The organism is Streptomyces sp. DSM 42067 (assembly GCF_055792885.1).
Map to the genome: position 1 here is coordinate 4,832,858 of NZ_CM147706.1, position 25,962 is coordinate 4,858,819.

The 25,962-nt window shown below is 70.2% G+C and carries 22 protein-coding genes and 1 pseudogene; 12 read left to right on the forward strand and 11 right to left on the reverse strand.

Features of this window, described 5'->3' with window-relative positions; translation table 11 throughout:
• Positions 1 to 185 precede the first annotated feature (185 nt).
• The gene (locus ACSMXV_RS22165) at positions 186 to 1,745 is read left to right on the forward strand and encodes a protein kinase domain-containing protein (RefSeq protein ID WP_473173058.1); all 1,560 of its coding nucleotides are present in this window, start codon (positions 186 to 188) and stop codon (positions 1,743 to 1,745) included.
• Between the two features lie 175 nt (positions 1,746 to 1,920).
• Here ACSMXV_RS22165 and ACSMXV_RS22170 read toward each other — a convergent pair whose 3' ends face one another.
• On the reverse strand, positions 1,921 to 2,607 hold the full coding sequence (locus ACSMXV_RS22170; RefSeq protein WP_181656247.1) for a response regulator: 687 nt from the start codon (positions 2,605 to 2,607) through the stop codon (positions 1,921 to 1,923).
• A 333-nt stretch (positions 2,608 to 2,940) separates the two neighbouring features.
• Between ACSMXV_RS22170 and pdhA the strand changes: the two genes are divergently transcribed.
• From pdhA to ACSMXV_RS22185, 3 genes are read left to right on the forward strand one after another with little or no spacing between them, the layout of a single operon-like run.
• Positions 2,941 to 4,113: a pyruvate dehydrogenase (acetyl-transferring) E1 component subunit alpha gene (pdhA, locus tag ACSMXV_RS22175; protein WP_473173059.1), complete on the forward strand. Its 1,173-nt coding sequence runs from the start codon at positions 2,941 to 2,943 to the stop codon at positions 4,111 to 4,113.
• A gap of 2 nt (positions 4,114 to 4,115) precedes the next feature.
• The gene (locus tag ACSMXV_RS22180; RefSeq protein ID WP_473173060.1) at positions 4,116 to 5,096 is read left to right on the forward strand and encodes an alpha-ketoacid dehydrogenase subunit beta; all 981 of its coding nucleotides are present in this window, start codon (positions 4,116 to 4,118) and stop codon (positions 5,094 to 5,096) included.
• Positions 5,097 to 5,106: 10 nt separating this feature from the next.
• Positions 5,107 to 6,615, forward strand: coding sequence for a dihydrolipoamide acetyltransferase family protein (locus ACSMXV_RS22185; protein ID WP_473173061.1), 1,509 nt, complete (start codon positions 5,107 to 5,109; stop codon positions 6,613 to 6,615).
• A gap of 73 nt (positions 6,616 to 6,688) precedes the next feature.
• Here the strand turns inward: ACSMXV_RS22185 and ACSMXV_RS22190 are convergent, their stop codons facing one another.
• Positions 6,689 to 7,606: a D-alanyl-D-alanine carboxypeptidase family protein gene (locus tag ACSMXV_RS22190; protein ID WP_473173062.1), complete on the reverse strand. Its 918-nt coding sequence runs from the start codon at positions 7,604 to 7,606 to the stop codon at positions 6,689 to 6,691.
• 273 nt (positions 7,607 to 7,879) lie between these two features.
• On the opposite strand from ACSMXV_RS22190, the gene ACSMXV_RS22195 reads away from it, so the two are divergent.
• Both ACSMXV_RS22195 and ACSMXV_RS22200 read left to right on the forward strand, forming a co-directional pair.
• The gene (locus tag ACSMXV_RS22195; protein WP_473173063.1) at positions 7,880 to 8,563 is read left to right on the forward strand and encodes a GntR family transcriptional regulator; all 684 of its coding nucleotides are present in this window, start codon (positions 7,880 to 7,882) and stop codon (positions 8,561 to 8,563) included.
• Positions 8,560 to 9,879, forward strand: a complete 1,320-nt coding sequence (locus tag ACSMXV_RS22200; protein ID WP_473173064.1) for an MFS transporter — start codon at positions 8,560 to 8,562, stop codon at positions 9,877 to 9,879. The genes ACSMXV_RS22195 and ACSMXV_RS22200 overlap by 4 nt, the downstream gene beginning before the upstream one ends.
• A 96-nt stretch (positions 9,880 to 9,975) precedes the next feature.
• Here the strand turns inward: ACSMXV_RS22200 and ACSMXV_RS22205 are convergent, their stop codons facing one another.
• Positions 9,976 to 10,800, reverse strand: coding sequence for a maleylpyruvate isomerase family mycothiol-dependent enzyme (locus tag ACSMXV_RS22205; RefSeq protein WP_473173065.1), 825 nt, complete (start codon positions 10,798 to 10,800; stop codon positions 9,976 to 9,978).
• A gap of 150 nt (positions 10,801 to 10,950) precedes the next feature.
• On the opposite strand from ACSMXV_RS22205, the gene ACSMXV_RS22210 reads away from it, so the two are divergent.
• Positions 10,951 to 11,745 carry a carbon-nitrogen family hydrolase gene (locus ACSMXV_RS22210; RefSeq protein ID WP_473173066.1) on the forward strand — a complete coding sequence of 265 codons (795 nt, stop codon included), beginning with the start codon at positions 10,951 to 10,953 and terminating at the stop codon, positions 11,743 to 11,745.
• 41 nt (positions 11,746 to 11,786) lie between these two features.
• Here the strand turns inward: ACSMXV_RS22210 and ACSMXV_RS22215 are convergent, their stop codons facing one another.
• From ACSMXV_RS22215 to ACSMXV_RS22225, 3 genes are read right to left on the reverse strand one after another with little or no spacing between them, the layout of a single operon-like run.
• Positions 11,787 to 12,044, reverse strand: coding sequence for a Txe/YoeB family addiction module toxin (locus tag ACSMXV_RS22215; protein WP_473173067.1), 258 nt, complete (start codon positions 12,042 to 12,044; stop codon positions 11,787 to 11,789).
• A complete protein-coding gene (locus ACSMXV_RS22220; protein ID WP_181863123.1) occupies positions 12,041 to 12,310 on the reverse strand; it encodes a type II toxin-antitoxin system Phd/YefM family antitoxin in 270 nt (89 codons plus the stop codon). Before ACSMXV_RS22220 ends, ACSMXV_RS22215 begins: the two co-directional genes overlap by 4 nt.
• A gap of 41 nt (positions 12,311 to 12,351) precedes the next feature.
• On the reverse strand, positions 12,352 to 13,353 hold the full coding sequence (locus tag ACSMXV_RS22225; protein WP_473173068.1) for a GlxA family transcriptional regulator: 1,002 nt from the start codon (positions 13,351 to 13,353) through the stop codon (positions 12,352 to 12,354).
• Positions 13,354 to 13,405: 52 nt separating this feature from the next.
• On the opposite strand from ACSMXV_RS22225, the gene ACSMXV_RS22230 reads away from it, so the two are divergent.
• Positions 13,406 to 13,801: a cupin domain-containing protein gene (locus ACSMXV_RS22230; RefSeq protein WP_473173069.1), complete on the forward strand. Its 396-nt coding sequence runs from the start codon at positions 13,406 to 13,408 to the stop codon at positions 13,799 to 13,801.
• Between the two features lie 15 nt (positions 13,802 to 13,816).
• Complete coding sequence (locus tag ACSMXV_RS22235; protein WP_473173070.1) at positions 13,817 to 15,661, forward strand: NHL domain-containing thioredoxin family protein; 1,845 nt, start codon at positions 13,817 to 13,819, stop codon at positions 15,659 to 15,661.
• A gap of 130 nt (positions 15,662 to 15,791) precedes the next feature.
• Here the strand turns inward: ACSMXV_RS22235 and ACSMXV_RS22240 are convergent, their stop codons facing one another.
• From ACSMXV_RS22240 to ACSMXV_RS22255, 4 genes are all read right to left on the reverse strand, one after another.
• Positions 15,792 to 16,037, reverse strand: coding sequence for a DUF6458 family protein (locus ACSMXV_RS22240; protein WP_473173071.1), 246 nt, complete (start codon positions 16,035 to 16,037; stop codon positions 15,792 to 15,794).
• Positions 16,038 to 16,144: 107 nt separating this feature from the next.
• Positions 16,145 to 17,473, reverse strand: coding sequence for a M18 family aminopeptidase (locus tag ACSMXV_RS22245; protein WP_473173072.1), 1,329 nt, complete (start codon positions 17,471 to 17,473; stop codon positions 16,145 to 16,147).
• A gap of 85 nt (positions 17,474 to 17,558) precedes the next feature.
• On the reverse strand, positions 17,559 to 19,385 hold the full coding sequence (locus ACSMXV_RS22250) for an acyl-CoA dehydrogenase (protein ID WP_473173073.1): 1,827 nt from the start codon (positions 19,383 to 19,385) through the stop codon (positions 17,559 to 17,561).
• A gap of 237 nt (positions 19,386 to 19,622) precedes the next feature.
• Positions 19,623 to 20,453 (reverse strand): intradiol ring-cleavage dioxygenase, encoded by an 831-nt coding sequence (locus ACSMXV_RS22255; protein ID WP_473173074.1) that lies wholly within the window; start codon positions 20,451 to 20,453, stop codon positions 19,623 to 19,625.
• 215 nt (positions 20,454 to 20,668) lie between these two features.
• Between ACSMXV_RS22255 and ACSMXV_RS22260 the strand changes: the two genes are divergently transcribed.
• The 3 genes and pseudogenes from ACSMXV_RS22260 to ACSMXV_RS22270 form a co-directional block, all read left to right on the forward strand.
• A complete protein-coding gene (locus ACSMXV_RS22260) occupies positions 20,669 to 21,124 on the forward strand; it encodes an SseB family protein (protein ID WP_473173075.1) in 456 nt (151 codons plus the stop codon).
• A gap of 142 nt (positions 21,125 to 21,266) precedes the next feature.
• Positions 21,267 to 22,223 carry a pirin family protein gene (locus ACSMXV_RS22265; protein ID WP_473173076.1) on the forward strand — a complete coding sequence of 319 codons (957 nt, stop codon included), beginning with the start codon at positions 21,267 to 21,269 and terminating at the stop codon, positions 22,221 to 22,223.
• A 212-nt stretch (positions 22,224 to 22,435) separates the two neighbouring features.
• Positions 22,436 to 23,539, forward strand: a pseudogene (locus tag ACSMXV_RS22270) (AI-2E family transporter); the annotation flags it as partial.
• Here the strand turns inward: ACSMXV_RS22270 and ACSMXV_RS22275 are convergent.
• Entirely contained in the window at positions 23,473 to 25,752 is a 2,280-nt protein-coding gene (locus tag ACSMXV_RS22275) for a SpoIIE family protein phosphatase (RefSeq protein ID WP_473173077.1), read from the reverse strand. The pseudogene ACSMXV_RS22270 and the gene ACSMXV_RS22275 sit on opposite strands and share 67 nt — an antisense overlap.
• Positions 25,753 to 25,962: the final 210 nt, after the last annotated feature.

Sequence of the window (25,962 nt, forward strand, 5' to 3'; positions counted from 1 at the left end):
GGGCCTGTACAGGCGGTACACAGGGTGTGCATGGGCGGAGCCCCGGATTTGCATGGTGACGGGTGCCGGAGGTTTGATGGCCGGTCCATCTCGGACCGGCGCGTTGCGTGAGGCTGTAGCGTGGGCCGACGGAAGACCGTAAGAACCACCGCGCGGACGCGGGGCAGAAACGACGGCGAGGACTGATGGCACAGACGCAGCGCGCTCAGGGCCCGTCCGACCCCGAGGCGACTGGCGGCGGTATGTCAGATGCGCCGGAAATGTGGGGTAACGGAGGACTTGTTGGGGACGGCCGGTATCGGTTGACCCGCAGACTCGGCCGGGGCGGCATGGCCGAGGTGTTCGCGGCCGAGGACGTACGGCTCGGCCGCACGGTCGCCGTCAAGCTTCTCCGCTCCGACCTCGCCGAGGACCCCGTCTCCAAGGCCCGCTTCACGCGCGAGGCGCAGTCGGTCGCGGGCCTCAACCACCATGCGGTGGTGGCGGTCTACGACTCCGGCGAGGACCAGGTCGGCGGCAGCACCGTGCCGTACATCGTCATGGAGATCGTCGAGGGCCGTACGATCCGCGATCTGCTGATCAACGCGGAGGCTCCGGGCCCCGAGCAGGCGCTGATCATCGTTTCCGGAGTCCTCGAGGCGCTGGCCTACTCGCACCAGCACGGCATCGTGCACCGCGACATCAAGCCGGCGAACGTGATCATCACCAACACCGGTGCGGTGAAGGTGATGGACTTCGGCATCGCGCGCGCCCTGCACGGCGCGCAGTCCACGATGACGCAGACCGGCATGGTCATGGGCACCCCGCAGTACCTCTCGCCCGAGCAGGCCCTGGGCAAGGCCGTCGACCACCGCAGCGACCTGTACGCGACCGGCTGCCTGCTCTACGAACTCCTCGCGCTGCGCCCGCCGTTCACCGGCGAGACCCCGCTGTCCGTCGTCTACCAGCACGTCCAGGACATCCCCGTGCCGCCGTCCGAGGCCTCGGACGCGGCGCCGCCGGAGCTCGACGGCCTCGTCATGCGCTCGCTCGCGAAGGAGCCGGACGACCGGTTCCAGACGGCCGAGGAGATGCGTGGGCTCGTCCAGTACGCGCTGCAGATGCTCTACGAGAAGGGCAGCCACACCGGTACGTGGAACACCGGTCCCGTCGACATGCACGAGGGCGGCTCCACGCCGGCGATGGGCGTGGCGGGTACGACCGCCCTGCCGCACCCCGGGGAGCCGGGCACCGCGCAGATCCCGCAGCCGATGCTGCGGCCGCCGGGCGGCGACGACGGCGGTTTCGACGGCGGCTACCGCGAGGGGGGCGGCAGCGGCCGCGGCAAGCTGTGGCTCCTCGCCGTGCTCGCGGTGATCGCCATCGCGGCGGGCGTCGCGCTGGCACTCAACAACGGCGGCGGGGACGGCGGCGGCCCGGACACCACGCAGTCGCCGACGGTTACCCAGTCCGACGAGGAGAAGACGCCGAGCGAGACCGCGTCCGACGAGGAGACCGAGGACACCTCCGTCCCGGACGACGACACGGGCGGTCAGACGGACTACACGCCGTCGCCGTCGCAGTCCACCGGCGAGGTGAGCCCGTCGCCGAGCGAGACGGAGCCGACGGACGAGCCGACGCAGACGACTCCGTCGGAGACGGAGGAGCCGTCCGACGATCCGACTCCGTCGGAGACGGGACAGACGCCTTCGGACGACGTGACGGTCCCGCCGACGGACTTCGGCGGCGGCAGCACCGGGGGGTGACCCGTCTGGGGGGTCCGCCCCCAGACCCCCGAAATCGCCCTTCGAGCTCGTCCTCAAACGCCGGACGGGCTGACATGGCGGTCCGCAAACTCCCCCAGTTAACGCAGACGGGGTGAAACACGGCCCCAACGCCGGACGGGCTGAAACGCCGCATCCCCCAGACGGGCTGAAGAGCTCAACCCCCCGACGACCCAGACCCCGACCCCGGCTTCTCCGCCTGCATCCGCGCCACGAACGCCGCCGCCTGCGAACGCCGTTCCATCCCCAGCTTCGAGAGCAGCCCGGAGACATAGTTCTTGATCGTCTTCTCGGCGAGGTGCAGCCGTTCGCCGATGGCGCGGTTGGTCAGGCCCTCGCCGATCAGGTCGAGGATCTTCCGCTCCTGCTCGGTCAGGTTCGACAGCCGGTCGTCGCCCTTCTCGGCTTGTCCGGTGCGCAGGCGCTCCAGGACGCGGGCCGTCGCGACCGGGTCGAGCAGGGACTTTCCGGCGGCCACGTCGCGTACCGCGGAGAGCAGTTCGTTGCCGCGGATCGCCTTCAGGACGTAGCCGGAGGCGCCGGCCATGATCGCGTCGAAGAGGGCCTCGTCATCGGCGTACGAGGTGAGCATCAGGCACTTGATCTGCTCGTCCCGGGAGCGGATCTCGCGGCAGACCTCGACGCCGCTGCCGTCCGGCAGGCGCACGTCGAGCACCGCCACGTCGGGGCGGGTGGCCGGAATCCGCACCAGCGCCTCCTCGGCCGTGCCCGCCTCGCCGACGACCTCGATGTCGTCCTCTCCGGAGAGGAGATCGTGGACGCCGCGGCGTACTACCTCATGGTCATCGAGAAGAAATACCCTGATATGTCCGCTTTCCTGCACCCGATAAGTCTCACACACGTACTCTTCCCGCGCCCGGTGTCGCCGGGATAACGTGCCGGTGTTCCGGCCCTCTGCAGGGCGCTGACCAGTGCTGTGACCAGCGGCTGTTCCCCCGATCCTCGATTTACTTGGAAATCCAAGCAAAATCGCAGGTCAGAGGGGTTTCGCAGATGCGCGGGGCACTGGGTAACGTGCCTACTGCAGGGTGCTCGCCGGGGCACCTTCCACGCCTGTTCCCGGCCGAGTCGCACCCACCCCGTGCAGCGTACGGATCAGGCGAGCCGCACCTGCCACCCGGCAAACCCGGGGGGCCGGACCGACGGAGGAGCACACGTGACCGTGGAGAGCACTGCCGCGCGTAAACCGCGCAAGCGCAGCACCGGCGCCCGGAAGGCGTCGCCGAAGGCATCGCCGGGCGCGCAATCGGAGCCTGAACTCGTACAGCTGCTGACCCCCGAGGGCAAGCGGGTCCCACACGCGGAGTACGACGAGTACATCGCCGGCATCACCCCCGAGGAGCTGCGCGGGCTGTACCGGGACATGGTGCTGACCCGCCGCTTCGACGCGGAGGCGACGTCCCTGCAGCGCCAGGGCGAGCTGGGCCTGTGGGCCTCGCTCCTCGGCCAGGAGGCCGCCCAGATCGGCTCCGGCCGCGCCACCCGCCCGGACGACTACGTCTTCCCGACCTACCGCGAGCACGGCGTCGCCTGGTGCCGCGGCGTCGACCCGACGAACCTGCTCGGCATGTTCCGGGGCGTCAACCACGGCGGCTGGGACCCGAACAGCAACAACTTCCACCTGTACACGATCGTCATCGGCTCGCAGACGCTGCACGCCACCGGCTATGCGATGGGCCTGGCCAAGGACGGCGCCGACGCGGCCGTGATCGCGTACTTCGGTGACGGCGCCTCCAGCCAGGGCGACGTCGCGGAGTCGTTCACCTTCTCCGCGGTCTACAACGCTCCCGTCGTGTTCTTCTGCCAGAACAACCAGTGGGCCATCTCCGAGCCGACCGAGAAGCAGACCCGCGTGCCGCTCTACCAGCGCGCCCAGGGCTACGGCTTCCCGGGCGTCCGCGTCGACGGCAACGACGTACTCGCTTGCCTGGCCGTGACCAGGTGGGCCCTGGACCGCGCCCGGCGCGGTGAGGGGCCCACGCTCGTCGAGGCCTTCACCTACCGCATGGGCGCCCACACCACCTCCGACGACCCGACCCGCTACCGCCTCGACGACGAGCGCCTCGCATGGGAGGCCAAGGACCCGATCCTGCGGCTGCGCACCTATCTGGAGGCCGAAGGCCACGCGGACGAGGGATTCTTCGCGGAACTCGAAGCGGAGAGCGAGGCGTTGGGCAAGCACGTGCGAGAGAAGGTGCGGGCCATGCCGGATCCGGACCACTTCGCCATCTTCGAGAACGCGTACGCGGACGGGCACGCGCTCGTCGACGAGGAGCGCGCCCAGTTCGCCGCCTACCAGGCGTCGTTCGCAGACGGGGAAGGGGCCTGATCATGGCTGCAGAGAAGATGGCCCTCGCGAAGGCGATCAACGAATCGCTGCGCACGGCGCTCGAGACCGACCCCAAGGTCCTGATCATGGGTGAGGACGTCGGCAAGCTCGGCGGCGTCTTCCGGGTCACGGACGGGCTGCAGAAGGACTTCGGCGAGGAGCGGGTCATCGACACCCCGCTCGCCGAGTCGGGCATCGTCGGCACGGCGATCGGCCTCGCGCTGCGGGGTTACCGCCCGGTCGTGGAGATCCAGTTCGACGGCTTCGTCTTCCCGGCGTACGACCAGATCGTCACGCAGCTCGCGAAGATGCACGCGCGTTCGCTCGGCAAGGTCAAGCTGCCGGTCGTCATCCGGATCCCCTACGGCGGCGGCATCGGCGCGGTCGAGCACCACTCCGAGTCGCCCGAGGCGCTGTTCGCGCACGTGGCGGGCCTGAAGGTGGTCTCCCCTTCGAACTCGTCCGACGCCTACTGGATGATGCAGCAGGCCATCCAGAGCGACGACCCGGTGATCTTCTTCGAGCCGAAGCGGCGCTACTGGGACAAGGACGAAGTCGACACCGAGGCGATCCCCGGACAGCTGCACAAGGCCCGTGTCGTGCGCCCGGGGTCGGATCTGACGCTCGTCGCGTACGGCCCGATGGTGAAGGTCTGCGTGGAGGCCGCGGCCGCCGCGGAGGAGGAGGGCAAGTCCCTCGAGGTCCTCGACCTGCGCTCCATGTCGCCGATCGACTTCGACAGCGTGCAGACGTCGGTGGAGAAGACCGGACGCCTGGTCGTGGTCCACGAGGCCCCGGTGTTCCTGGGGACGGGTGCGGAGATCGCCGCGCGCATCACCGAGCGGTGCTTCTACCACCTCGAGGCCCCCGTGCTGCGGGTCGGCGGCTACCACGCCCCGTATCCGCCGGCGCGCCTGGAGGAGGAGTACCTGCCGGGCCTGGACCGGGTGCTCGACGCCGTCGACCGCTCGCTGGCGTACTGAGGAGAGGGTCGTGACGACGATGACAGACGCTTCGCCGACCGCGGTCCGCGAGTTCAAGATGCCAGACGTGGGCGAGGGGCTCACGGAGGCGGAGATCCTCAAGTGGTACGTCCGGCCGGGTGACACGGTCACCGACGGGCAGGTCGTCTGCGAGGTCGAGACCGCCAAGGCGGCCGTCGAACTGCCCATCCCCTACGACGGGGTGGTACGGGAGCTGCGGTTCCCGGAGGGCGCGACGGTGGACGTCGGAGAGGTGATCATCTCCGTGGACGTGGCGGGCGGGGGAGCGCCCGACGCCGGTTCGCCCGCTCCCGAGGCTTCCGCCGAATCCGCCGAGGAGGCTCAGCCGGAAGGACGGCAGCCGGTCCTCGTCGGGTACGGGGTATCGCAGTCCTCCACGAAGCGGCGGCCCCGCAAGGGCACGGGTGTCCCGGGCGGGAGCGTTCCGGCCCCGGGTGTTCCGGCGCAGCAGCCGGAGCCGCGGCAGCCCGGGCCGGAGAAGCCGGCACCGGCGGAGCCGTACTTCCCGCCGGCGCCCGCCGAGGCCACCGCCGCGCTCCAGACCGAGCTCAACGGTCACGGCGGCGCGACCACCGAGGCCCGACCGCTCGCCAAGCCCCCGGTCCGCAAGCTCGCCAAGGACCTCGGTGTCGACCTGGCGGCCGTCACGCCCACCGGGCCCGGCGGGATCATCACGCGCGAGGACGTGCACGCCGCGGCCGCCCCGGCTCCACAGCCTGCGGTGACCGAGGCCCCGGCCGCGCCTGCCGCCCCCGTGCCGGCCGCCGTGCCCGCGCCCGCGGTCACGTTCGAGGGCGTTCGAGAGACCCGTATCCCCGTCAAGGGCGTCCGCAAGGCCACCGCCCAGGCGATGGTCGGCTCGGCCTTCACCGCGCCGCACGTCACGGAGTTCGTGACGGTCGACGTGACGCGCACGATGAAGCTGGTCGAGGAGCTCAAGCAGGACAAGGAGATGGACGGCCTGCGGGTCAACCCGCTGCTGCTCATCGCGAAGGCGCTCCTGGTCGCGATCCGCCGCAACCCGGAGATCAACGCCTCCTGGGACGAGGCCAACCAGGAGATCGTGCTCAAGCACTACGTCAACCTGGGCATCGCCGCCGCCACGCCCCGCGGTCTGATCGTGCCGAACATCAAGGACGCACACGCCAAGACGCTGCCGGAGCTGGGCAAGGCGCTGGGCGAGCTGGTGTCCACGGCCCGCGAGGGCAAGACCTCTCCCGCCGCGATGCAGGGCGGCACGGTCACCATCACCAACGTCGGCGTCTTCGGCGTCGACACCGGTACGCCCATCCTCAACCCCGGCGAGTCCGCGATCCTCGCGATCGGCGCGATCAAGCTCCAGCCGTGGGTCCACAAGGGCAAGGTCAAGCCCCGGCAGGTCACCACGCTCGCGCTGTCCTTCGACCACCGTCTGGTCGACGGGGAGCTCGGGTCCAAGGTGCTGGCCGATGTCGCGGCGATCCTGGAGCAGCCGAAGCGGCTGATCACCTGGGCGTAGGCGACCAGATCAGGGACGGTCGAACGGCTCGAGGGGTGTCCGGCGGTGCTGGACACCCCTCGAGCCGTACACGTCAGTCCTGCTGTGCGCCGCTGGGCAGCGTCCGCAGCTGCATCGTCGACGCGGTGTTCGTACCGAAGCCGTAGTCCAGCAGCTTCGCCGCGTCCGTGAAGCGGTTGGTGTCGTTGAGGACGACGCCGATGACGGTCTTGGTGCCGCGGGTCGCGGCGAACACGAGGCACGGGCCGGCCGCCGTGCCGGTGCCGGTCTTCACTCCGACCGCGCCACTGTAGGAGCCGAGCAGCTTGTTGGTGTTGTACCAGGTGTAGGTACGGGTGCCGCCGGTGCTGGTCGTCGCGTACCGGACGGTCTTCTGGGTCTTCACGACGGCGCGGAACGTCGAGTACTTCATCGCGCTGCGGGCCAGCTTCGCGAGGTCCTTCGGCGTCGTGTAGTTGTTCCCGGTCGTGGAGATGCCGTCGAAGGAGTCGAACCTGGTGTTGGTCAGGCCCAGGTCGGCGGCCTTCTTGTTCATCTTGCCGATGAACGACTTCACGCGCGCGGCGCGGGTGTCGCCGCTGCCGAAGGTGTCGGCGAGGGCGTACGCGGCGTCGCAGCCGGACGGCAGCATCAGCGCGTAGAGCAGCTGGCGGACCGTCACCTTGTCGCCGGTCTTCAGATCGGCGGTGCTGGCGCCCTTGGCGGTGACGTAGTCGCGGTAGGCCTGCCGGATGGTGACCTTGCGGTCCAGGTCGAGATTCGTCTGGCTGAGGACGACACGGGCCGTCATGATCTTCGTCGTGCTGGCCATCGGCCGCCGGGTGTTCCCGTACTTGCTGTAGATCTGGGTGCCGGACGCGTTGTCCAGCAGGTAGGCGCCCTTGGCGCTGACGGTGGGCGCGGTGGCGGCCTGCGCGGGCGACGCCAGGGCTCCGCCCGCCAGCACGGCGCCGATGGTCACGACGACGGCGGCGGCTCTGCGGATGCGCATGCCCTTGATGCTCGATATCAAAATGAACGCTCCGAATGCGCGAAATGCCCATGAAAGAACGGCACATGAAGGTGCTTCCGTACAGAAGACGCGCGACATGCCCCGAAGGGATGTACGAAAGCTGAAGAAATATACGAGAACTGTGGGGCTCGTGGGGTAAATCGGGATAAGCAGAGCCGGTCCCGTGCGGGTGACCCTCGACATAGGGGGGAAGCGCCGTCCGCATCCTGGACGAGGCCGACCATGCGTACGTGTTGTATCTATGATGTGCGCATGCCCTCAGCGCCGTCCCCCTCCGACACAGCGAAGACCTCCGCCGCAAAGCAGCCCCCTGCCGCCGACCGCGTCTACCACCACGTCAAGCAGGGAGTTCTCGACCGGCGTTACGAGGGCGGGACGCTGCTCACCGAGGGGGAGCTCGCGGAGGCCGTCGGCGTCTCCCGCACCCCCGTACGCGAGGCGCTGCTCAGGCTGGAGGTCGAAGGGCTCATCAAGCTCTATCCGAAGAAGGGCGCGCTGGTCCTTCCCGTCTCCGCCCAGGAGATCGCGGACGTCGTCGAGACCCGGCTGCTCGTCGAGGAGCACGCCGCGCGCAAGGCGGTGCCCGTGACCCCTCAACTGATCACCCGCCTCGAGGAGTTGCTCGAGAAGCAGAGGGCTCAGGCCGCGGCCGGTGACCTGGCCGAGGCGGCGATCACCGACCGCTGCTTCCACGCGGAGATCGTGCGCAGCGGCGGCAACGAGATCCTCTCGCGCCTCTACGACCAACTGCGTGACCGTCAGCTCAGGATGGGAGTCGCCGTGCTGCACTCGCACCCCGACCGGATCGCCAAGACCCTCGTCGAGCACCAGGAGATCCTCGACGCCCTGCGCTCGGGCGACGGAACAGCCGCCGTCGCCGCAGTCCACCGGCACATCGACTGGTTCTCCCACCTGGCGCGGGGCGAGGTCCGATGAGCTCCTCGGCGTCCTCCGTTTCCTCCGCGGGCTCCCTGCCCGGCGATCCCTCCGGCGGCCGGCGCGCTGTCGCCATCTGGTCGATCGGTGTCTCCGTCTACTTCGTCGCCGTCATCTTCCGCACCTCCCTCGGAGTCGCGGGCCTGGACGCCGCCGACCGCTTCGACATCAACGCCTCCGCGCTGTCGACCTTCTCGATACTCCAACTGCTCGTCTACGCGGGCATGCAGATACCCGTCGGCCTGATGGTCGACCGGCTCGGCACCAAGAAGGTGCTGACCATGGGCGCCGTACTGTTCACGGCCGGCCAGCTCGGCTTCGCGCTCTCCCCGTCGTACGGGACGGCACTCGCCGCACGGGCGCTGCTGGGCTGCGGTGACGCAATGACGTTCATCAGCGTGCTGCGTCTTGGCAGCCGCTGGTTCCCGGCTCGCCGCGGGCCTCTGGTCGCCCAGCTCGCGGGCCTCGCGGGCGTGGCGGGCAACCTCGTCTCGACGTTGGTGCTGGCCCAGCTGCTGCAGGGCGTCGGCTGGACCGCGGCGTTCGCTGGCAGCGCGCTGGCCGGTGTCGTCGTCCTCGTGCTGGTGACGCTCTTCCTCAAGGACCACCCGGAGGGACACGAGCCGGAGCCGCTGCCGCACCAGGGCGCCGCGTACGTACGCCGCCAGATCGCGGCGGCCTGGCGGGAGCCCGGCACCCGGCTCGGCATGTGGGTGCACTTCACGACGCAGTTCCCGGCGATGGTGTTCCTGCTGCTGTGGGGCCTGCCGTTCCTCGTCGAGGCGCAGGGCCTGTCCCGGGCGTCGGCGGGCCGGCTGCTCACCCTGGTCGTCGTGTCCAACCTGGTCATCGGCCTCGTCTACGGGCAGGTCGTCGCGCGGCATCATGCGGCGCGGACGCCGCTGGCGCTAGGCACGGTCACCGCGACGGCGGCGGCGTGGGCGGCCACGCTCGCGTACCCCGGCGACCACGCGCCCATGTGGCTGCTCGTCGTGCTGTGCACGGTGCTCGGCGCCTGCGGGCCGGCCTCGATGATCGGCTTCGACTTCGCTCGGCCCGCGAACCTTCCGGAGCGTCAGGGCACGGCGTCCGGCATCGTCAACATCGGCGGCTTCACCGCGTCCATGACGACGCTGTTCGCGGTGGGCGTGCTGCTGGACGCGACCGGTGACAACTATCGCGTGGCGTTCTCGGTGGTGTTCGTGCTGCAGGCGCTGGGGCTGAGCCAGGTTCTGCGGTTGCGGAAGCGGGCGGTTCGGCGGGAGCGGGAGCGGTTGGTCGCCTCCCGGGTGGAGGCGGTGCACGTGCCTGCATAGGCTCGTGCACCGTCACTTGAGGAGTTGCCCGCCGTCGTGGGCACAGTGCGACGCCCACAGCGCGACGCCCACAGTGCGACGCCCGCAGCGCGGCGCCTACGGCGTCACCGCGAAATGCCGCAGGATCGCCGCCGCCAGGTCCTGGTCGCCCTCCGACTTCACGTGGTCCGCGACGTCCAGCGGCTGTACGCGGCCGCAGGCCAGGCGGACGTACGTCTCCCAGTCCATGCTGAGCGTCACGGCGGGGCCGAGGGACGGGGCGCCGTCGATCGTGCCGCGGCCCTCCGCGTCCACGCGGACGGTGCGCAGGAAGTCCACCGGCCCGTTCACATCGAGGACGACGGCGGAGTTCGCCGGCGCCCCCGCGTCCTTGGCGACCACCTTGGGCAGCGCCGCCAGGAGGCAGTCCCGGGTGACGTAGGCGCCGGGGGAGTCCTGGTTGCCCGGCTGGCCGAGAGCCGCGCGCAGGTCCTGCTCGTGCACCCAGATGTCGAACGCCCGCATCCGCATGGCGTGTTCCAGGGTCTGCTCGGTGCCCAGCGGCCCGCGGACCGTGGCCTCCGGGTGCCGCCCCTCGTTGCGCAGCTGCCGCATGCGGCGGATGACCGTGTACTCCAGTTCGGAGGTCATCTCGGGCGCGGTGTGGTGGCGCCGCACATCGACCTGCATCTCCATATAGCGCTGGTGCTCGGTCTTCACGTGGTACAGATCGCGCGGCAGCGTATGGATCGGCCGCGGGTCGCCCAGCATCTCGCAGTCCAGGCCGATGACGTGGGAGACGATGTCGCGCACGGACCAGCCCGGGCATGGCGTCGCCCTGTTCCACTCCCCCTCCACGAGCGGCTGCACCAGCTCGGCTATGGCTTCCACGGAGTGGGTCCAGGCGTCGGCATAGGTCTGAAGGCTGGGATGGAGACTCACGGGACCCCTCGGGCGGTTTGTGCGCGGGCGGAACGGAACTGGGTGGGAGGCTCGGCAGCTAAGTTACGCTGCCTGAAGGCACCCCGGCAGTGCTTTCGTGTGACGATCGTAGGCCCGCGTGGACGGGTCGAATGCCAGGACGGTGGTAGTGTGCGCGCTTCGCTCATCCAGATCGGTGTAGATGACGACGAATCGGTCGATTCTCGACGGAAGCGCGCGGCCTCTCTGGTGAGCGAACAGGCGGGCGCCGATCTCGTCGTGCTGCCCGAGCTGTGGACCACGGGCGCCTTCGCCTATGAGTCGTTCGCCGCCGAGGCCGAGCCCCTGGAGGGTCCGACGTACGAGGCGATGGCCAAGGCCGCGAGCGACGCGGGTGTCTGGCTGCATGCCGGTTCGATCCCGGAAAGGGACCCTGACGGCCCTCTCTACAACACCTCGCTCGTCTTCTCCCCCGACGGGCAGCTCGCCGCCGCCTACCGCAAGATCCACCGCTTCGGCTTCGACAAGGGCGAGGCCGTGCTGATGGGCGCGGGCAGCAGCCTTGTGACGGTACGGCTGCCGGGCACGACGGCCGGCCTCGCCACCTGCTACGACCTGCGCTTCCCCGAACTGTTCCGGGGGCTGGTCGACGCGGGCGCCGAGCTCCTGGTCATCCCGGCGGGCTGGCCGGAGCGGCGGCGTTCCCACTGGACGCTGCTCGCGCAGGCGCGCGCCGTGGAGAACCAGGCGTATGTGCTGGCGTGCGGGACGGCCGGTACGCATGCGGGGGTGCCCCAGGCGGGGCACAGCATCGTGGTCGATCCCTGGGGCGAGGTGCTCGGCGAGGCCGGGGCCGGCGAGGAGGTCCTCACCGTGGAGTTCGACCCGGGCCGGGTGTCCACGACCCGGGAGCAGTTCCCGGCGCTGAAGGACCGGGTGCTGGGGCTGGACGCGCCGCGCCGCTGACGTTGCCGAAACGGCGGCGCCGGAGGGTGCCGCCGTTCGGGTCACTCGTAGTGGTACCGGGCCTGGACCACGATGAGCTCGTCCCCCTTGGGCTTGTACACGAGGCGGTGTTCGTCGTCGATGCGCCTCGACCAGTACCCGGCGAGCTGCTGGCGCAAGGGCTCGGGCTTGCCGATGCCGGTGAACGGGTCACGGAGCGCTTCGTTGATGAGCCGGTTGATACGCCGGGTCATCTTGCGGTCGGTTTCCGTCCAGTAGGTGTAGTCCTCCCAACCTCGGGAGGTGAACGTGAGCTTCACGCTACGACGTCCCCGCTCTCGTCCTCCAGGAGCTCGTGGTGCTCAACGCTGCCGCTCTCGGCTTCGGCGATCGAGTCGAGCAGGCGGCGGGCGTTCGCCGGGGACCGCAGCAGATATGCGGTCTCCTGCAATGCCTCGTAGTCCTCGAGCGAGATGAGTACCGCAGTTCCCTTGCGGGAGACGATCTCGACGGGGGCGCGGTCATCGTTGACCGCCTCGATGAGCTTGAAGAGGTTCTTGCGTGCCTCGCTCGCTGTGACGGACATGACGACCAGCCCTTCCGAAGTGGTACAACTAATCGTACCACTCAAACGACGGCCGGTCCGAAACGCCGCCGGTAGGCCGACGGGCTGAGTCCCGTCTCGCGCCGCAGCCGGGCGCGCAGGTTCGCCGTGGTGCCGAGGCCGCTGCGCTGGGCGACCACGTCCAGGCGCACTTCGCCGCGCTCGATGAGGCGGCACGCCAGCGCCACCCTCTCACCGGTCAGCCAGGCCAGCGGGGTGGTGCCCAGCTGGGCCCGGAACCGCCGGTGCAGGGTGGCCGGGCTCACCGTGGCCCGCGCGGCGAGGTCCGCGACGGTCAGCGGTTCGCCGAGCCGCTCCTGGGCCCAGGCCAGCAGCGGCGCGAGGGACTCGTCCGGTACGTCGGGGACGGGCCGCTCCACGAACTGCCGCTGCCCGCCGTCGCGATGGGCGGCGAAGACGAGGCGCCGGCTGACGGCGTTGGCGATCTCGGCACCGTGGTCGCGGCGCACGATGTGCAGCCCCAGGTCGAGCGCGGAGGCGCTGCCCGACGCGGTGAGGATGTCGCCGTCGTCCACGAACAGGACGTCCGGCTCCAGCCGTACGCGCGGGAAGCGGGCCCGGAAGGAGTCCGCCCACATCCAGTGGCAGGCGGCCCTCCGCCCGTCGAGCAGCCCCGCCTCGGCGATCGTGAACGCCCCGGAGCAGAAGCCCACCAGCCGCGCGCCGCGCGCGTGCGCCCGCCGGACCGCGTCCAGCACGGCGGGGCGGCGCGGCACCTCGGTGTCGGGCCGGTTCGGCACGATCAGGGTGTCCGCCGTGTCGGCGGCCTCCAGATCCGCGACGCCGGTGAGCGTGAAGAAGCCGTCCCGCATGAGCGTGCGCGGCTCGGGCGAGCACAGCGCGAAGTCGTACAGCTCCCGCCCCAGCTCGGGCCTGCGCAGTCCGAACACCTCCGTCGCACAGCCGAGTTCGAAGGGATTCGAGTTCTCGTCGACGATGACGACGACGCGGTGGTGCCTCGTGGGCTGCGTGGGCTCCGGCGGGTGCGAGGATCCTTGCGGCATGTGCGATTTCTAGCACTCGCGGGCGCGGTACGTCCCGCCCGAGGATGGGCGCATGAGCGACGAACCGATCTCCCTCGCCTCCGCCCTTGCCTCCTTCGACGACCTGTGGAGCCCCCGCATCGTCACCCGCGTCAACGACTACGACGTACGCATCGCCAAGGTCGAAGGCGAGCACCTCTGGCACGCCCACGAGCACACGGACGAGTTCTTCCTGGTCATCGACGGCGAGCTGACCATCGCGCTGCGCGAGCCGGGAGCCGGCGAGCGCACGGTCACCCTCCCCAAGGGCTCGGTCTTCACCGTCCCGCGCGGAGTGGAGCACAAGCCGACCGCGCCGAACGGTGCCTCCATCCTGATGTTCGAGCCCACCGGCACCCTGACCGTCGGCGACCGCCACGACGAGATCCCCGCCCACGTGGACGCCACGACCGGGCACGCTCTCGCGTGATGGCACCCTTGAGGGATGAACGACGTCTCCTCCGCGCAGCCGCGCCGCGCCCGTGTCCGTGCCCCCGAGCTGATTGGCAAGGGCGGCTGGCTCAACACGGGCGGCCGGCAGTACACCCTCGCCGACCTGCGGGGACGCATCGTCGTCCTGGATTTTTGGACATTTTGCTGTGTGAACTGCCTGCACGTCCTCGACGAATTGCGTGAGCTTGAGGAGAAGCACCGCGACACCGTCGTGATCATCGGCGTGCACTCGCCGAAGTTCGTGCACGAGGCCGAGCACCAGGCCGTCGTGGACGCCGTCGAGCGGTACGGCGTGGAGCACCCGGTGCTCGACGACCCCGAGCTCGCCACCTGGAAGCAGTACGCGGTCCGTGCCTGGCCCACCCTCGTCGTCATCGACCCCGAGGGGTACGTCGTCGCGCAGCACGCCGGCGAGGGCCATGCGCACGCGATCGCGAAGCTGGTCGAGGATCTGGAGGCCGAGCACGAGGCGAAGGGCACGCTGCGGCGCGGCGACGGGCCGTACGTACCGCCGGAGCCCGTCGCGACCGACCTGCGCTTTCCCGGCAAGGCGGTGCTCCTGCCGTCCGGGAACTTCCTGGTCAGCGACACGACCCGGCACCAGCTGGTGGAGCTGGCCGCCGATGGCGAGAGCGTCGTACGGCGTATCGGCTCGGGCGGGCGCGGTTTCGCCGACGGACCGGCGGAGGCGGCGGCCTTCAGCGAGCCGCAGGGTCTGGCCCTGATCGAGGACGGCGCGGCCGTCGTCGTCGCCGACACCGTGAACCACGCGCTGCGCCGCCTCGACCTCGCCACGGGCGCGGTCACGACGCTCGCCGGGACCGGCCGCCAGTGGTGGCAGGGCTCCCCGACCAGCGGCCCCGCCCGCGAGGTCGACCTCTCATCCCCCTGGGACGTGGCCGTCTTCGGCGGCCAGGTGTGGATCGCGATGGCCGGTGTCCACCAGCTGTGGACGTACGACCCGGCGGACGCGGCTGTGGCCGTCGCGGCCGGTACGACCAACGAGGGTCTCGTCGACGGGCCCGGCGCCGAGGCATGGTTCGCGCAGCCGTCCGGTCTCGCCGTGTCGGTGGACGGGCAGCGGCTGTGGCTCGCCGACTCCGAGACGTCCGCCCTGCGCTGGGTGGACCTGGACGGTTCCGTCCACACCGCCGTCGGCACCGGCCTGTTCGACTTCGGGCACCGCGACGGGGCCGCCGACCAGGCCCTGTTCCAGCACCCGCTCGGCGTCACCGCCCTCCCCGACGGTTCCGTCGCCGTCAGCGACACGTACAACCACGCCCTGCGCCGCTACGACCCGGCGACGGGCGAGGTGACCACGCTCGCCACCGATCTGCGGGAGCCGAGCGACGCCGTGCTGCTCGCCGAGCCCGGCGACATCGTGGTCGTCGAGTCGGCCCGGCACCGGCTGACGCGGCTGCGGCTGCCGGAGGAGGCCGTACGGGTCGAGTCGGTCGCCCACCGTACGCAGCGGGCCGCGACCGAGGTCGCCCCCGGCAAGCTTCAGCTGGATGTGATCTTCCAGGCGCCGGCCGGGCAGAAGCTGGATACGCGGTACGGGCCGTCGACGAGGCTGCTTGTGTCGTCCACGCCGCCGGAGCTGCTGCTTGCGGGGGAGGGCGCGGGCACGGATCTCGACCGCGTGGTCGAGCTCAACCCGTCCGTGCCGGAAGGTGTGCTGCACGTCTCGGCGATGGCCGCGTCGTGCGATGACGATCCCGCCAATGAGTACCCCGCGTGCCATGTGCACCAGCAGGACTGGGGGGTGCCGGTTCGCCTTGCGGCGGGCGGGGCGGGGCGGTTGCCGCTCGTTCTGGCCGGCATGGACGCGGGCTGACGTCCGCCCGGGTGGGCACCGTATGACGTCGGTTACCCGCCGTCGTGGGGCTGTGCCCACCCGTTCCGCCCCAGCGGAACGATTGCCCACAGCGGGATGGGCGGGCCCACCGCCCGCAGCGGTGTGTACGTCACTCGTACCCGCCGTACCCGCCCCCATGGTGATGGTGCCGCTCCTCCTCCACCACCGGTGAACCCGGTGGCATCACCACCCGGCGGCGCCTTGCGATGCTGCTGAACGTGGCCACGCCGATGAGGCCGACGGCCATGAGGATGATCCCGACCACGTCGAGGTTCACGCCCTGCATGTCCCAGTCGGTCGCGAACGTGAGGATGGCCCCCGCGGCGATCAGGATGATGCATCCGCCCAGGCCCATAGGTCTCGCCTCCCTGAGGTCCCGTATGTCTGTTCCGGGCCCAGGTCGAGTACCCCGAGCCCGAACAGCCATGCGGAGGCGGAGACTTTAAAGCCGCTGACGGGTCCTCAGCCTTCCAGAAACGCCACCAGCGCATTGGCCAGCAGGAACGGGTCGTCCGCGCCGCACAGTTCGCGGGCGCTGTGCATCGACAGGATCGCGACGCCGATGTCGACGGTCTTGATGCCGTGCCGGGCGGCGGTGATCGGGCCGATCGTCGTGCCGCACGGCATCGCGTTGTTCGAGACGAAGGACTGGAAGGGGACGCCCGCCTTCTCACACGCCGACGCGAACACGGCGCGGCCCGAACCGTCTGTCGCGTAGCGGTTGTTGACGTTGACCTTGAGGATCGGTCCGCCGTTCGCGCGCGGGTGGTGTGTCGGGTCGTGCCGCTCCGCGTAGTTGGGGTGGACGGCGTGGCCGGTGTCGGAGGACAGGCACACCGTCCCCGCGAAGGCGCGCGCCCGGTCCTCGAGCGAGCCGCCGCGCGCGAACACCGACCGCTCGAGGACCGAGCCCAGCAGCGGGCCGTCCGCGCCGGTGTCGGACTGGGACCCGTTCTCCTCGTGGTCGAAGGCGGCCAGCACCGGGATGCTGAGTTTGTCTGTCTGCTTCGCAGAACGGAGGTCGGCGCCCGACGTCGCGGAGCCCGCCACCGCCGCGAGTGCCGCCGTGCCCGCGTGCACGGACAGCAGGTTGTCCAGGCGCGGTCCGGCCATCAGCTCGCGGTCGCGGCCCAGATAGGAGGGGCGCTCGATCGAGTGGACCATCAGGTCCCAGCCGGTGACCTCGCCCGGCTCGATCCCGTTCTCGTCCTCCAGGAAGCGGATCAGGCCGCCCTCGCCGGGCTCGCCCAGACCCCAGATGGGCTGCAGATGCTTCTGCTTGTCGAGCTTGAGGCCCTCGGTGTGCACCGACCGGTCGAGATGGATGGCCAGCTGCGGTACGCGCAGCAGTGCCCGGTCGACGTTGACCAGCACACTCGAGCCGTCCCGCAGTGAGAGCCGTCCCGCGATGCCCAGGTCGCGGTCCAGCCAGGAGTTGAGCAGCGGCCCGCCGTAGATCTCGACCGCGATCTGCCGCCAGCCGTGGGCTCCGGTGTCGGGCAGCGGCTTGACCCGCAGGTTCGGCGAGTCGGTGTGCGCGCCGACGATCCGGAACGGTGTATGCGGTGCGGCGCCCTCCGGCACGTACCACGCGACGATCGCGCCGCCGCGCAGCACGTACTTCCCGCCGGTCGACCCCTCCCAGGCGTCGGTCTCCGAGACCTGCCGGAAGCCCGCCTTCTCCAGCCGCTCGGCGGCGCTGGCCACAGCGTGGTACGGCGACGGGCTCGCCGTCAGGAAGGACATGAGGTCGTCGGTGTGGCCGCGGTCGAAGCGGACGGGAGAGGTCATGGGATCACCTTAACGACGTACGAGGGCCCGCTCCCGGGGGTGGGAAGCGGGCCCTCGTAAAGGGGGGCGTCTGTAGCCGGGTTGACTAGAAGGCTGCCTCGTCGATGTCCATCAGGTCCAGCTCGACGGCCTCGGCCAGCTGACGCTGGACGGCGACGCCCGGCAGGATGTTGGCGGCGAAGAACTTCGCGGCCGCGATCTTGCCCGTGTAGAACGCCTTGTCCTTGGCGGAGGCGGTCGGGAGCTTCTCGGCGGCCACGGCGGCGCCCCGCAGCAGCAGGTAGCCGACGACCACGTCACCCGAGGCCAGCAGCAGGCGGGTGGTGTTGAGGCCCACCTTGTAGATGTTCTTGACGTCCTGCTCGGTGGCCGCGAGGTCGGTCAGCATGACGCCGACGATCGCCTCGAGCTCGACGGCCGCCTTGGCGAGCGAGTCGCGGGCCGCGGCCAGCTCGTCGCCGCCGGTGCCGACCGCGAGGAACTTCTTGATCTCCTCGGCGAGCGAGTTCAGCGCGGCGCCCTGGTTGCGGACGATCTTCCGGAAGAAGTAGTCCTGGCCCTGGATCGCGGTCGTGCCCTCGTAGAGGGTGTCGATCTTGGCGTCGCGGATGTACTGCTCGATCGGGTACTCCTGCAGGAAGCCGGAGCCGCCGAAGGTCTGCAGGGACTGCGCGAGCTGCTCGTAGCCCTTCTCGGAGCCGTAGCCCTTCACGATCGGCAGGAGCAGGTCGTTGAGCGCGTGCAGCTGAGAGGTGTCCTCGCCCGCCGCCCCCTTGACCGCGATCTCGTCCTGGACGGCCGCGGTGTGCAGGACCAGGGCGCGCATGCCCTCCGCGTACGCCTTCTGCGTCATCAGCGAGCGGCGCACGTCCGGGTGGTGCGTGATGGTGACCTTGGGAGCGGTCTTGTCCATGAAGTTCGCCAGGTCGGGGCCCTGGACGCGCTCCTTGGCGTACTCGAGGGCGTTGAGGTAGCCCGTCGAGAGCGTGGAGATCGCCTTCGTGCCGACCATCATGCGGGCGAACTCGATGATGCGGAACATCTGGCGGATGCCGTCGTGCTTGTCGCCGATCAGCCAGCCCTTGGCGGGGTGGCGGTCGCCGAACGTCATCTCGCAGGTGTTGGAGGCCTTGAGGCCCATCTTGTGCTCGACGTTCGTGGCGTAGACGCCGTTGCGCTCGCCCAGCTCGCCGGTCTCGAAGTCGAAGAGGTACTTCGGGACGAGGAAGAGGGACAGGCCCTTGGTGCCCGGGCCCGCGCCCTCGGGACGGGCGAGGACGTAGTGGAGGATGTTCTCCTCCATGTCGTGCTCACCGGACGTGATGAAGCGCTTCACGCCCTCGATGTGCCAGGAGCCGTCCTCCTGCTGGATCGCCTTGGTGCGGCCCGCGCCGACGTCCGAACCGGCGTCCGGCTCGGTGAGCACCATCGTGGAGCCCCAGGTCCGCTCGACCGCTATCTGGGCGATCTTCTTCTGGACCTCGTTGCCCTCGTCGAAGAGGATCCCGGCGAACGCGGGGCCGGACGAGTACATCCAGACGGCCGGGTTCGCGCCGAGGATCAGCTCCGCGTACGACCAGATCAGCGACGGCGGGGCGGTGGTGCCGCCGATCTCCTCGGGCAGGCCCAGGCGCCAGTACTCGGAGTCCATGAAGGCCTTGTAGGACTTCTTGAAGGACGCCGGGACGGGGGCGGTGTTGGTCTCGGGGTCGAACACCGGCGGGTTGCGGTCGGCGTCCGCGAAGGACTCGGCCAGCTCGTTCTCCGCGAGCCGGGTGAGCTCCTCGAGGATGCTCTTGGCGGTGTCGGTGTCCATCTCCGCGAACGGGCCGGTGCCGTACAGCTTGTCGCGCCCGAGCACCTCGAAGAGGTTGAACTCGATGTCGCGGAGATTCGACTTGTAGTGCCCCATGGCGACGGCTCCGTTAGCAGTTCGGGAGGGTTCTCATACACGTACCAGCAAGTAGCTAGGATGATGCTACCCGTCGGTAATAAAAAGCAACCCCTATCGGGCATCTGTGACGCGTTACGCGTCCGCCGGCTCGCGCCGGACCCTCCCGAACCGCTGCTCGGACCGCCACCGGTCTGCTCAGACCGGCACTGGCCTGCTCAGACCGGCGCTGGTCTGCTGAGACGAGCAGTGGTCTGCTCAGACCGGAACCGTGAGCGTCGCCGTGTAGCCCTTCTCGACGCTGCCCTTCACCGTCGCCATCTGCTGGTCGTAGCCGTCGCTGAAGATGTTGTCCGACTCCAGCGAGAGCCGGCTGAGGTTCTCCACGCTCTGGCTGTAGCCGTCGGTCGCGTACACCGTGTCGCAGACGTCCTTCGGCAGCGCGAGCTGCGAGGTATTCGTGATCGAGGTGGCCGCGGTGGCGTCCTCCAGGCTTCCGTAGACCTCGAAGTGGATGTGCGGCCAGCGGCCCGAGTAGCAGGCCGGGAAGATGCTCTTGAAGGTGACCTGGCCCTTGTCGTCCGTCTCCTGGACTCCGCGGAGGTAGTTCTCGTCGGTGACGCCCTCGGAGTAGAGGGAGTAGTTGCCGTCCCGGTCGCAGTGCCAGAGATACACGGCGGCGCCCTTCTTGGGCGTGCCGCAGCCGGAGGCGGCGTCGACGACCGTGAGCGAGATCGTCAGGGGCACGCCCTCGGCGGTGCCGCCCGCCGAGTCGCCGAAGCTGGACGTGATGTCGCTGCGGACGACACCGCTCTCCTTCAGGACGTTCACGCCGTTCGAGCCGTCGCCGGGGTACGGGCCGGCCGTCTCGTTCGGGATGGTCTCGCAGCTCGCGGACGAGGAGGACGAGCCGCCGGACGAGGTGGAGGCGGCCGAGGAGGAGGACGAAGAGGAGGCGTCGTCCTCGGCGGCGCAGCCCACCAGCGGGACCAGGCTCGCGCCGGCCATCAGCCGGATCATCCGGCGGCGGGCGAGGACCGGGAGGTCGAAGGAGAGACCTCTGTCGTGGTCGTGGATTTCTTCGTGCATGGCTGTGCCCCCTGCTTTCTGTGCCCGATTGTTCTGTGTGCCTGATCGTTCGCTGTGCGTGCCGATTGCCCGCTGTGTGACGGATGCTAGGAGTGCCCGCTGTGAGCGGCCAGTGCCGTTTCCGTGAACTCCCTTAGCGAGTCCGCTCGCTTCGGGCCCCGGGTGCGGGGCCGTACCGCCCCGCCCGCCCCGGCGCTCTCGGTACGCTGTGCGCCATGTACGGGTACGAGCAGAACCAGGGCGCCCAGCAGCAGTACGCCCCGCCGCCCCAGCAGGGTTACGGCCAGCAGCCGCCCCTGTACCCGGAGCCGTCGCCGCCCTCCCTCGCGGACGCCGTGCGGGCCTTCACCACGGGGTCGATGTCCGCCGAGGACTTCCAGCAGACCTTCGCGACCTCGAAGGTCTACTGCCCGCGCGGTGACAACCCGGGCTTCCTCGCGCTGCACAACACCCAGCAGCCCGTGATCCCGATGTTCACCTCGCTCAAGCAGCTGCGCCGGTACGCCGGCAAGGAGTCCAAGTACTTCGTGATCACAGGCGCCGAGGTGATCGACCTGCTGCCCACCGGGTACGGCTTCGTCCTCGACATGGAGGGCGAGCACCGGATGGTCTTCGACGCCAAGGCGGTCGAGCAGATGGTCGACTTCGCGATGCGCCGTATGTACGGCTAGACGCCGTTGCCCCTGCGGGGCCCATGTAGGCCCGCACCCCTGTCGCACCCGACGCCCGGAGGGAATTCCCTCCGGGCGTTCGTCGTTCTGGGTGGCAGAAAGTTCTACATTCAACTAATGTAGAGGTAAAGGAGGTCCCGACATGCCTGCAGTGACGATCGAGAACCCGCTGACCCTGCCCCGTGTGGTGGCGCCGGCTGACGCCGTGGCCCGTCCCGTGCTCACGGTGACGACGGCACCGAGCGGATTCGAGGGCGAGGGCTTCCCGGTGCGCCGTGCGTTCGCCGGGATCAACTACAAGTACCTGGACCCGTTCATCATGATGGACCAGATGGGCGAGGTGGAGTACGAGCCTGGGGAGCCGAAAGGGACCCCGTGGCACCCGCACCGGGGCTTTGAGACCGTCACCTACATCATCGACGGGATCTTCGACCACCAGGACTCCAACGGCGGTGGCGGCACCATCACCAACGGCGACACCCAGTGGATGACCGCGGGCTCGGGCCTCCTGCACATCGAGGCTCCGCCGGAGTCGCTCGTCATGTCCGGCGGCCTCTTCCACGGCCTCCAGCTGTGGGTGAACCTCCCGGCCGAGGACAAGATGATGGCCCCGCGCTACCAGGACATCCGCGGCGGCAGCGTCCAGCTGCTCACCACCCCCGACGGCGGCGCGCTGCTGCGCGTCATCGCCGGTGAGCTGGACGGTCACAACGGTCCCGGCATCACGCACACACCGATCACGATGGTGCACGCGACGCTGGCGCCGGGCGCCGAGATCACCCTGCCCTGGCGCGAGGACTTCAACGGCCTTGCGTACGTGCTGGCCGGGCGCGGGTCGGTGGGTGCCGAGCGGCGTCCGATCCACCTGGGCCAGACCGCCGTCTTCGGCGCCGGCTCCTCGCTGACCGTCCGCGCAGACGAGAAGCAGGACTCCCACACTCCGGACCTGGAGGTGGTCCTCCTCGGCGGGCAGCCGATCCGTGAGCCGATGGCGCACTACGGGCCGTTCGTGATGAACACCCGCGAGGAGCTCCAGCAGGCCTTCGAGGACTTCCAGAAGGGCCGGCTGGGCACGATTCCCGCGGTGCACGGCATGTGAGACGGGCAAATTGAGCCCGTCTGTGGGCAGCTCCCAGCGGTAGCTGGGGGAGTTTGAGGACGAGCCCGAAGGGCGATCGGGGGTCTGGGGGCGAAGCCCCCAGGGGTGCCCGGGTTTTACGGTGCGGCCTCCGGCCGGGTTGCTGACTGTCCGTCACCCGGCCGGAGGCCGCTGCCGCGCCGCCCCGTCCCGCCCGTGGTCGGGTGGACGGTGTGCAGACCCCCGTAACGCCGCCCTCCCTCCTGCCCGAACCCGCGCGCCGCACAGCCGCGTGGTGCGTCGTCATCCTGCTCGTCATGGCCGTGGCCGCCGTCGGGATCTGGCTGTGCATGGTGTTCCGGACAGCCGTCGTCCCGGTGCTGCTGGCGCTGCTCGGGACCGCGCTGCTGCGGCCGCTGTACCGGCGGCTGGTGCGCGTGAAGGTGAACCGTTCGCTCGCGGCCGGGATCACTTGTGCCGCGGTCCTCGCCGTGGTCGGCGGCGCGATCTACCTCGTCGTCCGGTCGCTGATCGAGACGGGCGATCAGATCCTCGCGTCCGTACGGAAGGCCGCCGCCGATCTGTCGCGGTACTTCGGCGCGGCCGGGACGTCGCTCGAGGACGTCGCGGCCAACGCCAGGGAACTACTCGGCAGGTTCGGCGGGACCGCCGCCTCCGGCGTGGTCAGCGGAATCAGCGTGGTGGCCGAGACCATGGCCATGGCCGTGCTCGCGCTGCTGCTCGTCTTCTTCTTCCTGCGCGACTCGAACCGGGTGTCGGCGGCATTGCGGTCGCTGTCGCCGGGCGGTACGGGCGAAACCGTCGAGTCGATGGCGCGCCTCGGCTTCCGGGCCGTCGAGGGATTCATGCGCGGGACCACGTTCATCGCGCTCATCGACGCCGTCATCATCACGATCGGGCTGCTGGTCCTGCGCGTGCCGGGGGCCGTCGGGCTCGGTGCGCTCGTCTTCGTCGGCGCCTACATCCCGTATCTCGGGGCGTTCCTCTCCGGCGCGGTCGCCATCCTCGTGGCACTCGCCGACCGCGGCGTCGTGATCGCGCTGTGGGCGCTCGGCGTCGTCCTCGCCGTGCAGGTGCTCGAAGGGCATGTGCTGCAGCCGATCGTCCAGAGCCGGACGGTGCAGATGCACCCGGCGGCCGTGCTGCTGGCGATCACTGCGGGCGCTTCCGTCGCGGGCATCCTCGGCATCCTGCTGGCCGTCCCACTGATCGCCGCCGTGTTCGGCGTCATCGGCGCACTGCGCGCCCGTTACGCCAAAGGGCCGTCGCCGTCCTCCGGGCCGTCGCCGTCCTCCGGGCCTACGCCGTCCACCGGGCCTACGCCGTCCTCCGGACCTCCGCCGTCCTCCGGACCCCGGCCGTCCACCGGTCCTCCACCCGGCCCCGCCGACTCGTAGAACTCGAACCAGATGCTCTTGCCCTCGCCCCGCGGATCGACGCCCCACCTGCCCGCGAGGAGCTCCATCAGCAGCAGACCGCGGCCGGACGAGGCCAGCTCGCCGGGCCGGCGTTTGTGCGGGAGGTCGTCGCTGGCGTCCGTCACCTCGATCCGCATACGGCGCGCGCCCTCCTCACCGATGACCTCGGCGACCATCAGCGCGTGGCTGTCCGTGTGGACGAGGACGTTCGTCAGGAGCTCGGAGACCAGCAGGACCGCCGAGTCGGTCTGGTCGGCGTCCGCCCAGTCGTGCAGCATCTCGCGCATCTGCTGACGGGCCGCCGCGACCCGCTCGGGCTCGGCCTGCGCGATCGTCAGCACGGTCCGCCGCGCCGTCGTGGCCCGTCCCGGCTCGCTGCTCCTGTGCAGAAGCAGGACCGCGATGTCGTCCTCGCGGCGGTCCGCCAGCGGGCCGGTCGTGTGGTGGGACGAGGGGCCGTGCACGGCCTGCACCAGTACGTCGGCGAGTTCCTCGAGGCCCTTGGTGCTCTCGAGGCCCTCGGGGGTCTCGGGCCGGTGCTCCTCCAGGATGGAGCGGATCCGGGACCAGCCGGTCTCCAGGTCGTGGCCGCCGGTCTCGATCAGTCCGTCCGTGCAGATCAGCATGGTCTCGCCCGGTTCGAGGGCGAACTGGGTCATCGGATAGTCCACGTCCGGGTCGACGCCCAGCGGCAGACCGCCGACGGTGGGCCGTTTCAGCACGGTGCCGTCGGCCATGCGTATCGCGGGGTCGGGATGGCCGGCCCGGGCGATCTCCAGGACACCGGTCGTGGGGTCCGCCTCCACGTAGAGGCAGGTCGCGAAGCGCGGTTCGTGCTCCTCGGCCCGGTCGGGACCGCCGGTGGAGCCGTAGGTGAAGGTGTCCGTGATGCCGTACAGGAAGCGGCTGGCGCGGGAGAGCACCGCGTCCGGGCGGTGTCCCTCGGAGGCATAGGCGCGCAGCGCGATGCGCAGCTGTCCCATCAGCCCGGCGGCCCGTACGTCATGCCCCTGCACATCGCCGATGACCAGCGCGATCCGGCCGGACGGCAGCGGGATCATGTCGTACCAGTCGCCACCGACCTGCAGGCCGCCGCCCGTCGGGACATACCGTGCGGCGACGCTCATCCCCGGGATCTCGGGTCCCAGCGTGGGCATCATGGAGCGCTGCAGCCCGTCCGTCAGCTCCCGCTCCGACTCGGCGGTGCCGGCCCGCGACAGGGCCTGCGCCAGCATCCGCGCCACGGTCGTCAGCACCGAACGCTCGTCCGGCGTGAACGAGACGGGATACGCGAAGGCCGCCAGCCAGGCGCCTATCGTGCGGCCCGCCACGATCAGCGGGAGGAAGGCCCAGGACTGGCGGTTGAAGCGCTGGGCGAGCGGCCAGGAGACCGGATAGCGGCGCCGGTACTCCTCCGGCGAGGAGAGGTAGACCGCACGGCCGGTGCGCACCACCTCGGCGGCCGGATAGTCGGTGTCCAGCGACATCGCGGCGAACGGGCCCTCGTCGCCGGGCTGGTGCCCGTGGTGTCCGATGAGCGTGAGCCGGTCGCCCTCCGCGCCGAAGACGGCGAGCCCGTCCGGTGAGAAGCCCGGCATCGACAGGCCCGCGGCGACCCGCAGCACCTCCTCCGTCGACCGCGCCTCGGCCAGCGCCCGGCCCGCGTCCAGCAGGAACGCCTCGCGCGAGCGCCGCCAGTCGCCCGTGACGGGCGTGCGCGCGGCGGCACCCGGCGGCGGCTCGCTGACCTCCTGGAGGCTGCCGATCAGCTCGTACGCGCCCGGGGCGCCGTGTACGACGGGCTTCGAGCGGCTGCGTACCGTACGGATCACCCGGCCCTGCTCGTCCATGATCCGCAGCCGGGCCTCGGCGAGGGTCCCCTCGGCGACGGCGAGCTGGACGACGCCGTGGATCTCGTTCCAGTCGACGGGGTGGAAGCGGGACCGCACGGCCGCCTCGGTCAGCGTGACCTGTTCCGCGGGCAGCCCGAGGAGCCGGGCGGCTTCGGCGTCGAGAGTGACCGTTCCGGCCGCGTTGTCCCAGCGCCACAGGCCGGTCGCCAGGGCGGCCAGGACGTCCCCCACCCGGGGCAGGGGATCTTCGGTACGCATTGCCCCACTCTAAGAAGGACGGGCAGCACGTCGCCACCGACCGTCTTCGGCATTCGGCGGAAGCCGCCACGCCCGTATCGCGGAAGCCGCCACGCCCGTATTCATGGAAAGCAGCCGCCGGCCCGTAATCATCGGAAAGCGATCGTGGCATGGCCGGTACCCTGGGAAGGCTGGTCCATCCAGATGGGCCGGTCCACACGAATCGCAAAG